Below are 13545 nucleotides of genomic sequence, written 5' to 3' on the forward strand. Positions count from 1 at the left end.
TTTTAGTAGGATTTTTATATGACAGAATTAATTCTAGGAGTTTTAACTTTTTTAACTTCAACTGTTGCAGGAGTTGTTGGAATTGGTGGAGGGATGATGTTAATTGCAATTTTACCTTCATTTTTACCATTAAATGCTCTTATTCCTGTTCATGGTTTAACTCAAATGTCAAGTAATTTTAGCCGTGCAGTTTTTGGATATAAAGATGTTCAATATGAGGTAATTCCAAAGTTTTTATTAGGTTCAATAGTTGGTATTGGGATATTTGCTGCAATTATTAATTTTATCTCTTTAGAGTATGTTCCTTTATTTATTGGAGCTTATATTTTACTCTCTCTTTGGTCGCAAAAATTTAATGACAAAATTAAAAAGTTTGAAAATTACTACATTATAGGTTTCTTTCAAACAGGATTATCAATAGTTGTTGGGGCAACAGGACCACTTACTATGACTATATTATTAAAAGATTACAAAGATAAAGACAAAGTTGTGGCAACTGGTGCTGCACTTATGAGTATAACTCATATTCTAAAAGTTTTTGTTTTTATGTATTTTGGTTTCGTATTTTTTGATTATATTGGAATTATAGTTGCAATGATTATTGGTGCAGTTGCTGGAAGTTGGGCTGGAACTCAATTAAGAGATAAAATTGATGGAAAAAAATTTACAATTATCTTAAAAGTTTTATTAACAGCTTTAGCTATAAAAGTGATAGTTGATGTATTCATTTAGAGTTGCAAATAGTTTAGATATACCAAATTTATCTAAACTTTTAAATGAACTTTTTTCTCTAGAAAAAGAGTTCATTCCAAATGAAACTTTACAAAAAAAAGCTTTTGAAACAATTATAAATGATGAAAAAATAGGAAATATTTTACTTTGTACCTATGAAAATAGAGTTGTTGCGATGGTAAATCTTTTATACTCTTTTTCAACAGCATTAGGAAGTAGGGTAGTTATTTTAGAAGATATGATTGTTTCAAATAAATATAGAGATAAAAATATAGGTTCAAAATTATTAGAATTTGCAAAAGAGTTTGCAAAATCAAAAGGTATAGAAAGAATAACTCTTTTAACTGATGATGATAATTTTAAAGCCCATAAATTTTATGAAAAGAATGGTTTTAAAAAATCCTCAATGGTTGTTTTTAGAACTTTTTTAAACGAATAGTTTTAAAAATAGTATTATAAAAAGAGCAGATGCTAAAGTTTGTACTGTAATAATACTTGTCATAAGTGTTATATCTCCTCCAAGTTGCCTTGCAAGGATAAATGAACTTGGAGCTGTTGGTAAAACAGAAAATAAAACTAAAATTGAAATCATTATTTCATTTAATCCAAACATCATTCCAAAACTATAAATAAACAGTGGTAAGATTATAAACTTTCCAATACAGCTAATTATTAAATCTTTTTTTGCACTATTTAATTCTTTTAATACTAAAGCATATCCAATAGATAAAAGTCCAAGTGGAAGTGCAGCTTTACTTAAAATCTCAAGTAAATTTTCTATACTAACTGGAATTGGAACTGATAAAAAATTGATTGCACCTCCAATAACACATCCAATAATCAATGGATTTTTTACTATAGATTTTACTAAATATATAAAATCAAGTTTGTTATTATCTGAATAAAGAGCAAAGATAGTTACACATAAAATATTTATAAATGGAATTGCAAAAGTTAAAATAATAGCACTTAAAACTAAACCTTCATCTCCAAAAATAGAACCACTTAAAGCTAAAAAAACATAAGTATTAAATCTTATTCCACCTTGAATTATTGAAGTAAAAGAACTATTTTTTGTAGGGCTTATTTTGTTAAAGATTATTAAAATAATCATTGTAAAAAATATTGCAATAAGTGAAACTAAAACAAAATTTATACTATTTGCATCAAACTTTGCATTTGAAAGTTTAAATATTAAAAGTGCAGGCATTAATACAAAATAAGTGAGTTTATCAGCCATTGGCCAAAATTCATGTGATGGAAAACTTATTCTTTTAAAAAAATAACCAATTAATATTAGTCCAAAAACAGGAACTAAACTTGTAAAAATATATTCCATATCAAACAGCTATTTTAAAAACAGCTTTTATTATTTTTTTGTTTTCATTTACTTTAATGCAAGGCATATGTGCATCATTTGGATAAAAAATAGCTAGTTCATTTTTTCTAATAACTAAAGATGAAGAGTTCAAAGATTGGGCATATTTCGCATAATCTAAATCCTCTTTATAAGGAGTTTGAATAAGAAGATTGTTTACATTTTCAACTTCCATAATCTCATCCCCTTCAAACATATACTGAATATCAATATATTTTTTATGAGATTCAAATAAACAATCTTTTTTATCTTTTGTAATATAAGCTTGTTCTAAAATAAAAGAGTTTTCATCTAAAACAATTTTATTACATTCGTCAAGACCTATATTACAAATTGATTTATATTCAAAAGAGTTTTTATCTTGCAATTTTTGGATATATAAAAAAGCTTTTTCAAACTTTGTATTATCAACTTGAGCTTTTACAGTTTCTAAATTTCCAAAAATTGCCATGATATTTCCTAATTTTTTGTTTTTAACATCTCTTTTAAAATAATTTTACCACCTTCAACACCTGGCTGGTCGTAAGTATTTATTCTTAAGAATTTTCCAACAATTGAAGTTAATAATTCATAATAGAATAATAGTTTCCCAATTTCATATTCACTAATCTCTTCAATTTCAATTAAATCTATTGGAATATCTTTTTTATACTCTTTAACAGAAGCAATTGTAGCATCTGCTTGAAGATTGATAAGTTCTTTAAAATCAAGATTATTTATGTAATCTAAATCTTCCAATCCTTCTAAAGTAATTGGAGCAATTTTTGTATTATCTTTAAAATCCTTGATTTTTATAAATGTTACAGTTTTATCTCTTTTCCCTTCAACAATTAATTGTAAGAAAGAGTGTTGGTCAACTGGTCCTAAAAGTCCAATTGGAGTTAAACCTTGATTGGTATTATTTACATCAATTTTTCCAAGACTTTCACCCCAAAGTTGAATATACCATTTATTAAATCCTTCTAATAATTGAGAATATGAAAAAATCGCATTTACATTGTAAATATCTTTATATTCATAATATGTTCTTGCTTTTTTGATTAAATGGTCATATAAATCATTTTGTTCAAAAAAAGATGTTGATATTTTTTTTGCACCTTTTAATAATTCATCAATATTAAATCCAGCTAAATATAAAGGCACTAATCCAACATTAGATAATACAGAAAATCTTCCACCAACATTTTTAGGAATATCAAAAGAGTTAATATCATTTGCTTTTGCAAAAGTATTTAACTTACTATCATCTTCTGTAATTATTAATAAGTTTGATTTATCAATTTTTGTAATTGACATTAAATATTTAAAAATAGAAATAGTCTCTATTGTAGTCCCAGATTTTGAAATTACGATAAATAATGTATCTTCTAAATTAATTTGGCTTAATGTTCCATTTAAGTTAACAGGGTCTGTACTTTCAAAGAAAAAAAGCTCTTTTTTTAGAGTTTTATTATGTTGCTTATTATATTTCATAAAATTATAAATAGCATAAGTTCCTAAAGTACTTCCCCCAATTCCAATGATAGCTATTTGTTTTTGAGTAAAATTCAGACTATCTAATTTAGCTTTTAAAAAAGTAGTATCTTCATAAGGAAGAGAGTAATAACCTATATGCTCTCTTTCTTTTTTTATTTCTGCAAAGATTTCTTCATCACTTAATGATACTTGCGGATAATATAGGTTATTTTTCACTTATTTTGCTCCAGTCTCTTTTTTTGCTGCTGCTTCTTTTTTTGTTTCTTTATCGTAAAAATAGTTTGTAGCTTTTACAAATCCATCAATACTTCCACAGTCAAATCTTTGTCCTTCAAATTTGAAAGCTAAAACCATACCTTTTTTTGCTTGAGTTAATAAAGCATCAGTAATTTGGATTTCTCCACCTTTACCTGGTTTTGTTTCTCTAATAATATTAAAAATATCTGGAGTTAAAATATATCTTCCAATAATTGCAAGATTTGAAGGTGCAACTTCTGGTTCAGGTTTTTCAACCATATCTTTTACCATAAAAATTCCAGGTTCAATTTCATTCCCAGCAATAACACCATATTTATTTGTTTCTTCTTTTGGAACTTCTTCAATAGCTACGATTGAACAGTGATATTTTTTATATAAATCAACCATTTGTGCTAAAACACCTTTATTTGGAGCATCACATAAGTCATCTGCAAGTAAAACAGCAAAAGGTTGGTCACCAATTAAAGTTTCTCCACATAAAATAGCATGACCTAAACCTTTCATCTCAATTTGTCTAGTATAAGAGAAAGTACATTTAGTAATAACAGATCTAATTTCTGTTAAATAATGTTCTTTACTTGTACCTTTAATTTGATGTTCAAGTTCATAAGAAATATCAAAATGATCTTCAATTGCTCTTTTACCTCTACCTGTTACAACAGCCATTGTATCCATACCAGCAGCAAGTGCTTCTTCAACTCCATACTGAATAAGTGGTTTAGTTAAAACTGGTAACATCTCTTTAGGTGTTGCTTTAGTTGCAGGTAAAAATCTTGTACCATACCCAGCAGCTGGGAATAGACATTTTTTGATTGGATTTTCTTTACTCATTTTTATTTTCCTTTTATTTCTTCAAATAGTTTAATTAAAACATTTTCGTATATTTTAGCATTTTCTTGTGTATCTGCTTCAAATCTAGTTACTAATTTTGGTGTAGTGTTACTAGCTCGCACTAATCCCCAACCTTTTTCAAATATAACTCTTATCCCATCAACAGTGATTATATCTTTGATTTTTGGGAAATATGCAGGCGGATTTGTTAAAGCATTTTTTAAATCATCAATGATTTTAAATTTTGTTTCTTCTGTAACAGTGATATTGATTTCTGGAGTTGAATAAACTTTTGGTAAAGCTTCATACTCTTTATCAAAATCAAAATTTTGGTCAATTAATTCTAAAGCTCTAAATGTTGCATAAATTGCATCGTCATATCCAAAATATCTATCATTAAAGAATAAATGCCCTGAAACTTCAGCTGCAAAATCTGCATTTGTTTCTTTTATTTTAACTTTTAAATTTGAGTGACCAGTTTTATACATAATAGCTTTTCCATATGTATTAATTGTATCATACATAACTTGAGTACATTTAACTTCACCAATAACAGTTGGATTTTTTATAAATTTAGAGAAGAATATAGCTAAGATATCTCCTTTAAAGTTATATTTTGGAGAAAGTAGGGCAATTCTATCTGCATCACCATCATAAGCAAAACCAAAATCAAATTCACCAGTTGCTAACTCTTTCTTTATATCTTCAAGTGTATGTTCATCACTTGGATCTGGATGGTGATTTGGGAAATTTCCATCTGGTTCTTCAAATAAAATTTTATGTTTGATATTTAATCTATCAAGAATTTCTCTTAATACTACACCAGCAACTCCATTTCCACAATCAAAAACAAATCTTTTGTTTTCAAGTTTTAAATGAGAGAAATTTTTAACTATATAATCAATATATCTATTTTTTGAATCTATTGAAATTGTAGTTTCATCATTTGGTATAGTTGAATTGTCTGCAAGGATTTCTCTTCCAAGTGCATAAATTTCTTCACCAAAAAATGGATCTTTATCTAAAGTAATTTTAAATCCATTATATTCTGGTGGATTATGAGAACCTGTAATCATTACAGAACCATCACATTTCAAACTGTCAAAATCTGTAAAATTTGCAAAATAATTTGCAGGTGTTGGTACAAGTCCCATATCAAGAACTTCTAAACCAGCTTTCTTTATCCCTGAAGTAAGCCAATTTTTTAAAGTAGGAGAATGAAGTCTTGCATCATAACCAACAGCAATATATTGTGCAGTTGGAACTTTTTTTTGTAAAGCTTTAGCTAAGTAAAAACCAATTTTCTTTACAACATCTTCATTCAATTCTTTTTTGAATATTCCTCTTATATCATATTCTCTAAAAATAGATGCGCTCATTATATGTATTTCTCCATTGTTATATATAGTCAAATTTTGTATTTTACAAATTTAGGACTGTTATTATATGGCATTTTTAATAAAAATTGTGGAAAAAAAGTAAAAAGAAAAGAAATAAGTATAAATTTTTGAAAATCCACAAGTAAAACCTAGCAAAAACCAAAAAAAGAGATAAAAAACCATAAATTTAAAAATTTAAGCTACATTTTAGGTGCAAGCTCTTGACAAGTAAATAAAAATCTATTATAATTCCCGTCCAATTTGACTGGAACGCTTCAAACGAAAAGCTTGAAGAGAAACGATTCAATCGAGTCTGGAATGATCTTTAAAAATGAATGAAAGTTTGTAAAGTAATCTTTATAAACCGAATATAGAACTCTTATAAAAAATCTATGTTTATTTAGATTAAAAATAAGAATAAATATTAAAAAATATAAAAACAAGAAAATTTGGTAAAACAAATACTTGTCTATAAAATTTGAGTGATAATTTTGTAATTGAAGAGTTATAAAATTTGTCAGTTTCAAAAACTCTATAATTTATGGAGAGTTTGATCCTGGCTCAGAGTGAACGCTGGCGGCGTGCTTAACACATGCAAGTCGAACGAGAACGGATTATAGCTTGCTATAATTGTCAGCTAAGTGGCGCACGGGTGAGTAATGTATAGATAACCTGCCCTTAAGAAAGGAATAACAGTTGGAAACGACTGCTAATGCCCTATATGCCTTTAATACATAAGTATGCAAGGGAAACGCTTTAGTGCTTAAGGATGGGTCTGTATGGTATCAGCTTGTTGGTGAGGTAATGGCTCACCAAGGCTATGACGCCTAACTGGTTTGAGAGGATGATCAGTCACACTGGAACTGAGACACGGTCCAGACTCCTACGGGAGGCAGCAGTGGGGAATATTGCACAATGGACGAAAGTCTGATGCAGCAACGCCGCGTGGAGGATGACACATTTCGGTGCGTAAACTCCTTTTATATAGGAAGATAATGACGGTACTATATGAATAAGCACCGGCTAACTCCGTGCCAGCAGCCGCGGTAATACGGAGGGTGCAAGCGTTACTCGGAATCACTGGGCGTAAAGAGCGTGTAGGCGGGTATATAAGTCAGAAGTGAAATCCAATAGCTCAACTATTGAACTGCTTTTGAAACTGTATACCTAGAATGTGGGAGAGGTAGATGGAATTTCTGGTGTAGGGGTAAAATCCGTAGAGATCAGAAGGAATACCGATTGCGAAGGCGATCTACTGGAACATTATTGACGCTGAGACGCGAAAGCGTGGGGAGCAAACAGGATTAGATACCCTGGTAGTCCACGCCCTAAACGATGTACACTAGTTGTTGTGAGGCTCGACCTTGCAGTAATGCAGTTAACACATTAAGTGTACCGCCTGGGGAGTACGGTCGCAAGATTAAAACTCAAAGGAATAGACGGGGACCCGCACAAGCGGTGGAGCATGTGGTTTAATTCGACGATACACGAAGAACCTTACCTGGACTTGACATAGTAAGAACTTTCTAGAGATAGATTGGTGTCTGCTTGCAGAAACTTATATACAGGTGCTGCACGGCTGTCGTCAGCTCGTGTCGTGAGATGTTGGGTTAAGTCCCGCAACGAGCGCAACCCTCGTCCTTAGTTGCTAACAGTTCGGCTGAGAACTCTAAGGAGACTGCCTACGCAAGTAGGAGGAAGGTGAGGACGACGTCAAGTCATCATGGCCCTTACGTCCAGGGCTACACACGTGCTACAATGGGGTATACAAAGAGCAGCAATACGGTGACGTGGAGCAAATCTCAAAAATATCTCCCAGTTCGGATTGTAGTCTGCAACTCGACTACATGAAGTTGGAATCGCTAGTAATCGTAGATCAGCTATGCTACGGTGAATACGTTCCCGGGTCTTGTACTCACCGCCCGTCACACCATGGGAGTTGAACTCATTCGAAGCGGGGATGCTAAAGTAGCTACCTTCCACAGTGGATTCAGCGACTGGGGTGAAGTCGTAACAAGGTAACCGTAGGAGAACCTGCGGTTGGATCACCTCCTTTCAGAGAGAGAAGTAAGATTCGTTTCTTACTTCCAGAGATTTTATATTCGGTTTATAAAGATTATTTAAATAGGTAGTAAAGGGGCCTATAGCTCAGCTGGCTAGAGCGCTCGACTGATAATCGTGAGGTCTCAGGTTCAAGTCCTGATAGGCCCACCATTAAATAATCTAGTAAAGATTAATTTAGGTTGGGGAATTAGCTCAGCTGGGAGAGCGCCTGCTTTGCACGCAGGAGGTCAGCGGTTCGATCCCGCTATTCTCCACCACCTATAACTAATAAGTTCATCAGATTTAAGAAGTTAAATATAAGTTCAATAAGAGATTGAATTTATATTTGATTTTCAAAATCAAAACGATATTTAAAAATATAATGTTAAAGTCTTTAATTTTTTCGTAAGAATTAAATAATAGATATAAAAAGAGATTTTTATATAGATTAAATAATTTAAAACAAAAAAAATTTCATATCTAAGAAATTAGATAGAACACAACATTATTTTATTGGATATATTTTAAATAATATGTTTAATAAGATAGTAGCCAAAGAATATTATCAAAAATGCGATAGAGTTTAACTCTATTTATTAATAAGCTATTAAGGGCTAATGGTGGATGCCTAGACTGTAAGAGGCGATGAAAGACGTATTAGGCTGCGATAAGCCTCGGGGAGCTGCCAAAGAGCTTTGATCCGGGGATTTCTGAATGGGGCAACCCAGCATATAGAGATATATGTTACCCTACGGGGAGCTAACCTGGTGAAGTGAAACATCTCAGTAGCCAGAGGAAGAGAAATCAAACGAGATTCCGTCAGTAGCGGCGAGCGAAAGCGGATTAGGACAAACCCAATGCTTGCATTGGGGGTTGTAGGACCATAACGTGAGACTAAAGAGGATAGATGAAATACTTGGAAAAGTGTAGCATAGAAGGTGAAACTCCTGTAATTTAAATTCTCAATAGCTCTAATGGTATCCTGAGTAGGTCGGAACACGTGATATTTTGACTGAAACCGGGGGGACCACCCTCCAATCCTAAATACTACTTACAGATCGATAGTGAACAAGTACCGTGAGGGAAAGGTGAAAAGTACTCCAGCGAGGAGAGTGAAATAGAACCTGAAACCATTAGCTTACAATCATTCAGAGCCCTATGATTTATCAGGGTGATGGACTGCCTTTTGCATAATGAGCCTGCGAGTTGTGGTATCTGGCAAGGTTAAGTCAAGTACGAAGCCGTAGCGAAAGCGAGTCTTAATAGGGCGATTTAGTCAGATGCTGCAGACCCGAAACGAAGTGATCTATCCATGAGCAGGTTGAAGCTGGTGTAAGAGCCAGTGGAGGACCGAACCGATAGGCGTTGAAAAGTCTCCGGATGACTTGTGGATAGGGGTGAAAGGCCAATCAAACTTCGTGATAGCTGGTTCTCTCCGAAATATATTTAGGTATAGCCTTGTGTTGTAGCATATGGGGGTAGAGCACTGAATGGGCTAGGGCTGCTTACCGCGGTACCAAACCCTATCAAACTATGAATACCATATGTGGAATCACAGGAGTCAGGCGGTGGGTGATAAAATCAATCGTCGAGAGGGGAACAACCCAGACTAACAGCTAAGGTCCCTAAGTTACATCTAAGTGGAAAACGATGTGGAGTTACTGTGACAACCAGGAGGTTGGCTTAGAAGCAGCCATCCTTTAAAGAAAGCGTAACAGCTCACTGGTCTAGTGATTCTGCGCGGAAAATATAACGGGGCTAAGATGTACACCGAAGCTTTAGATTCAATTTTAATTGAGTGGTAGGAGAGCGTTCTATTCAGCGTAGAAGATGTACCGGTAAGGAGCGTTGGAGCGGATAGAAGTGAGCATGCAGGCATGAGTAGCGATAATTGAGGTGAGAATCCTCAACGCCGAAAACCCAAGGTTTCCTACGCGATGCTCGTCATCGTAGGGTTAGTCGGGTCCTAAGTCGAGTCCGAAAGGGGTAGACGATGGCAAATTGATTAATATTTCAATACCAACATATAAGCGCGATGTGGGGACGCATAGAGTTAATCGAGGTCACTGATGGAATAGTGGCTCGAAGGACGTAGGCTGTTACTTAGGCAAATCCGGGTAACGTTAGGCCGAGATCTTACAGGCTCTTGACACTCTTCGGAGGAGATGGAGAATCGATGATACTGTCGTGCCAAGAAAAGCCACTAAGTATATTATATGTTGCCCGTACCGTAAACCGACACAGGTGGGTGGGATGAGTATTCTAAGGCGCGTGGAAGAACCCTGGTTAAGGAACTCTGCAAACTAGCACCGTATCTTCGGTATAAGGTGTGCCTACTTTTGTATATGAACTTGCTTCAAAAAGCGAAAGAGGTTGCAACAAAGAGTCCCTCCCGACTGTTTACCAAAAACACAGCACTTTGCTAACACGTAAGTGGATGTATAAGGTGTGACGCCTGCCCGGTGCTCGAAGGTTAACTGATGATGTCAGCGCAAGCGAAGCATTTGATTGAAGCCCGAGTAAACGGCGGCCGTAACTATAACGGTCCTAAGGTAGCGAAATTCCTTGTCGGTTAAATACCGACCTGCATGAATGGCGTAACGAGATGGGAGCTGTCTCAACCAGGGATCCAGTGAAATTGTAGTGGAGGTGAAAATTCCTCCTACCCGCGGAAAGACGGAAAGACCCCGTGCACCTTTACTACAGCTTGACACTGTAGCTTGGATATTCATGTGCAGGATAGGTGGGAGGCTATGATGACTAGACGCAAGTAGAGTCGGAGCCATCCTTGAGATACCACCCTTGAATATTTGAGTTACTAACTGCGTACAATTATCTTGTATCAGGACAATGTCTGGTGGGTAGTTTGACTGGGGCGGTCGCCTCCTAAAAAGTAACGGAGGCTTACAAAGGTTAGTTCATGGCGGATGGAAATCGCCAGTTGAGTATAATGGCATAAACTAGCTTGACTGTGAGACATACAAGTCGAACAGAGACGAAAGTCGGTCATAGTGATCCGGTGGTTCTGTGTGGAAGGGCCATCGCTCAAAGGATAAAAGGTACGCCGGGGATAACAGGCTGATCTCCCCCAAGAGCTCACATCGACGGGGAGGTTTGGCACCTCGATGTCGGCTCATCGCATCCTGGGGCTGAAGTAGGTCCCAAGGGTATGGCTGTTCGCCATTTAAAGCGGTACGCGAGCTGGGTTCAGAACGTCGTGAGACAGTTCGGTCCCTATCTTCCGTGGGCGTAGGAAAGTTGAAGAGATTTGTCCCTAGTACGAGAGGACCGGGATGAACGTACCACTGGTGTACCAATTGTTCTGCCAAGAGCATCGTTGGGTAGCTACGTACGGATGTGATAAGAGCTGAAAGCATCTAAGCTCGAAGCCAACTCTAAGATTAACTTTCCCTGAAGTTCCCAGCAAGACTAGCTGGTTGATAGGCTGGATGTGTAAGCGTTGTAAGGCGTTTAGCTGACCAGTACTAATAGAACGTTTGGCTTATTTACAAATTCTTTGGTTTACTATCTTATTAAATATATTTCTTATATTTAATATATTGTGTTTAGCGTTACCTTGAAAAAATGTCAATTTTTTTAAGAAGCAAAGACTTTAACATTATTTTTTCTTAACTCCTAAACGAGTTGAGTGTAAAGAGTATTTACATATTGAATTTTTCTTTATGTTTCTTCTTACTTTTTTCACTCAACTTTGCTGGTGGCTATAGAGAAGTGGAAATACCCAGTCCCATTCCGAACCTGGAAGTCAAGCACTTCATCGCCGATAATACTGCCGGGTCCCCTGGTGGAAACGTAGGCCGCTGCCAGCTCTTGAGTTTTACACACAAAGCTTTTTCCAATTTGAACTCCTTACTCAAGTTCTTCTTGGAAGAAGCTTTTTTTTTTACACCCCCTAAACACCTAGCCTTTTCCCCATTTAATTATTTGCTTTTTCTTTTTATCACTATTTTTACTTTCTTTTGATATTATTCTTTCTTTTTTTGCTTACATAGCTCCAATGGTAGAGCAATTCCATGGTAAGGAAGAGGTTATCGGTTCAACTCCGATTGTAAGCACCATTTGACTTTTTTAAATTTATTTCCAAAATATTTTTATATAAGAATTTTATTAAAAGGATCTTTATGAATTTTTTTAGATTAAAAGAACATAATACCTCAATTTCAAAAGAATTTTATGCAGGCTTTACTACATTTTTAACAATGTTGTATATTGTTCCTGTTAATGGTTTTATTTTATCAGATGCAGGTCTTCCTCTTGATGCTGTAATAACTGCAACAGCTTTGATAACAATACTTGCAACTCTATTTTCTGCATTATGGTCAAACACACCAATTGCAATGAGTGTTGGAATGGGTTTAAATGCTTATTTTTCTTATGGGCTTGTTTTGGGTATGAAAATACCTTGGGAAACAGCTTTAGGTATTGTTTTTTTATCTGGTATTTTATTTGTATTATTATCTTTAACTAATTTTAGAATTTGGATTATGACTTCAATTCCAATGAGTCTTAGACGTGCAATTAGTGCTGGAATTGGTTCATTTATTGCCTTTATTGGTTTAAAACAAATGGGAATGATAGTTTCAAATGAAGCAACTTTAGTTACTCTTGGAGATTTTTCAAATTCAAATGTTTTATTAGGAGTTTTAGGTTTAATTTTATCTTTTAGTTTTTATGCCTATAAACTAAGAGGTGCATTTATTTTATCTATTGCAATAACTTCAATTGTTGCTTGGAGTTTTTCACTTAATACTACACCAACTGATTTCTTTTCAGTTCCTTCTTCAATTTCTCCAATATTTTTAAAATTAGATATTTTAAGTGCCTTATCTTTATCTTTATTACCTGTTATTATTACATTTTTAATTACTGATATGTTTGATACTTTAGGAACTTTAACTGGTGTTGGAACAAGAGCAAATCTATTTCAAGAGAATAATAAAAATGATAAATCATTACAAAAAACACTAGAAGCAGATGCTATTGCAACAGTTGGAGGAAGTTTATTAGGAGTTTCTACAACAACTGCATTTATAGAAAGTGCAAGTGGTGTAGAAGAGGGTGGAAGAACTGGATTAACAGCAGTTTTTACAGCTTTATTATTTATAACAACACTATTTATGTTACCACTTTTTAAATCAATTCCCTCAAATGCAATTTATCCAGTATTAGTTGTAGTTGGAGTTTTAATGTTTACTGAACTTGGAAAAATAAATTTTGAAGAGACAGATTTAGCCACAAGTGCAGCAGCTTTTTTAATAGTTATTTTAATGCCTTTAACTTTTTCAATTACAAATGGAATTGCAGCTGGATTTTTGATTTTTACTATTATTAAATTAGTAAAAAAAGAGTATAAAGATTTGAATATTGGTATTTTAGTTATTACATTTATTAGTGCATTAGCATTTATTTTTTAAAAAGGATTTTTAT

8 protein-coding genes, 3 tRNA genes and 3 rRNA genes are annotated in these 13545 nt (G+C 33.9%); 9 read left to right on the forward strand and 5 right to left on the reverse strand.

Annotated elements, in window-relative coordinates:
* The first annotated feature begins 18 nt into the window (after positions 1 to 18).
* Positions 19 to 732: a sulfite exporter TauE/SafE family protein gene (locus AELL_RS04835; RefSeq protein WP_118916861.1), complete on the forward strand. Its 714-nt coding sequence runs from the start codon at positions 19 to 21 to the stop codon at positions 730 to 732.
* The gene (locus AELL_RS04840) at positions 719 to 1171 is read left to right on the forward strand and encodes a GNAT family N-acetyltransferase (RefSeq protein ID WP_118916862.1); all 453 of its coding nucleotides are present in this window, start codon (positions 719 to 721) and stop codon (positions 1169 to 1171) included. Before AELL_RS04835 ends, AELL_RS04840 begins: the two co-directional genes overlap by 14 nt.
* Here the strand turns inward: AELL_RS04840 and AELL_RS04845 are convergent.
* The 5 genes from AELL_RS04845 to AELL_RS04865 are packed head-to-tail and all read right to left on the reverse strand — an operon-like array spanning position 1160 to position 6054.
* A complete protein-coding gene (locus AELL_RS04845) occupies positions 1160 to 2071 on the reverse strand; it encodes an AEC family transporter (RefSeq protein WP_118916863.1) in 912 nt (303 codons plus the stop codon). The two genes, AELL_RS04840 and AELL_RS04845, sit on opposite strands and share 12 nt — an antisense overlap.
* A gap of 1 nt (position 2072) precedes the next feature.
* On the reverse strand, positions 2073 to 2561 hold the full coding sequence (locus tag AELL_RS04850; protein WP_118916864.1) for a NanQ anomerase/TabA/YiaL family protein: 489 nt from the start codon (positions 2559 to 2561) through the stop codon (positions 2073 to 2075).
* Positions 2562 to 2569: 8 nt separating this feature from the next.
* A complete protein-coding gene (locus AELL_RS04855; protein ID WP_118916865.1) occupies positions 2570 to 3802 on the reverse strand; it encodes a glucose-6-phosphate isomerase in 1233 nt (410 codons plus the stop codon).
* The gene (galU, locus tag AELL_RS04860; RefSeq protein ID WP_118916866.1) at positions 3803 to 4675 is read right to left on the reverse strand and encodes a UTP--glucose-1-phosphate uridylyltransferase GalU; all 873 of its coding nucleotides are present in this window, start codon (positions 4673 to 4675) and stop codon (positions 3803 to 3805) included.
* A 2-nt stretch (positions 4676 to 4677) separates the two neighbouring features.
* Positions 4678 to 6054, reverse strand: coding sequence for a phosphomannomutase/phosphoglucomutase (locus AELL_RS04865; protein ID WP_118916867.1), 1377 nt, complete (start codon positions 6052 to 6054; stop codon positions 4678 to 4680).
* A gap of 538 nt (positions 6055 to 6592) precedes the next feature.
* On the opposite strand from AELL_RS04865, the gene AELL_RS04870 reads away from it, so the two are divergent.
* From AELL_RS04870 to AELL_RS04900, 7 genes are all read left to right on the forward strand, one after another.
* Positions 6593 to 8110, forward strand: a 16S ribosomal RNA gene (locus AELL_RS04870).
* An 81-nt stretch (positions 8111 to 8191) separates the two neighbouring features.
* A tRNA-Ile gene (locus AELL_RS04875) sits at positions 8192 to 8268 on the forward strand.
* 31 nt (positions 8269 to 8299) lie between these two features.
* Positions 8300 to 8375, forward strand: a tRNA-Ala gene (locus AELL_RS04880).
* 319 nt (positions 8376 to 8694) lie between these two features.
* A 23S ribosomal RNA gene (locus tag AELL_RS04885) occupies positions 8695 to 11607 on the forward strand.
* A gap of 204 nt (positions 11608 to 11811) precedes the next feature.
* Positions 11812 to 11927 (forward strand): 5S ribosomal RNA (rrf, locus tag AELL_RS04890).
* Together the 16S, 23S and 5S rRNA genes with 3 tRNA genes alongside form the textbook arrangement of a ribosomal RNA operon.
* Positions 11928 to 12100: 173 nt before the next feature.
* Positions 12101 to 12176 (forward strand) — tRNA-Thr (locus tag AELL_RS04895).
* Between the two features lie 63 nt (positions 12177 to 12239).
* On the forward strand, positions 12240 to 13532 hold the full coding sequence (locus AELL_RS04900; RefSeq protein WP_118916868.1) for an NCS2 family permease: 1293 nt from the start codon (positions 12240 to 12242) through the stop codon (positions 13530 to 13532).
* The last annotated feature ends 13 nt before the right edge of the window (positions 13533 to 13545 follow it).

This window comes from Arcobacter ellisii (assembly GCF_003544915.1).
In the GTDB taxonomy this organism is placed as follows: domain Bacteria; phylum Campylobacterota; class Campylobacteria; order Campylobacterales; family Arcobacteraceae; genus Aliarcobacter; species Aliarcobacter ellisii.

Excerpts from the sequence above, each read along its gene's own strand:
- AELL_RS04835 (WP_118916861.1), top strand. The coding sequence starts at position 19 with ATGACAGAATTAATTCTAGGAGTTTTAACTTTTTTAACTTCAACTGTT.
- AELL_RS04840 (WP_118916862.1), top strand. The coding sequence starts at position 719 with ATGTATTCATTTAGAGTTGCAAATAGTTTAGATATACCAAATTTATCT.
- AELL_RS04845 (WP_118916863.1), bottom strand. The coding sequence starts at position 2,071 with ATGGAATATATTTTTACAAGTTTAGTTCCTGTTTTTGGACTAATATTA.
- AELL_RS04850 (WP_118916864.1), bottom strand. The coding sequence starts at position 2,561 with ATGGCAATTTTTGGAAATTTAGAAACTGTAAAAGCTCAAGTTGATAAT.
- galU (WP_118916866.1), bottom strand. The coding sequence starts at position 4,675 with ATGAGTAAAGAAAATCCAATCAAAAAATGTCTATTCCCAGCTGCTGGG.
- AELL_RS04865 (WP_118916867.1), bottom strand. The coding sequence starts at position 6,054 with ATGAGCGCATCTATTTTTAGAGAATATGATATAAGAGGAATATTCAAA.
- AELL_RS04900 (WP_118916868.1), top strand. The coding sequence starts at position 12,240 with ATGAATTTTTTTAGATTAAAAGAACATAATACCTCAATTTCAAAAGAA.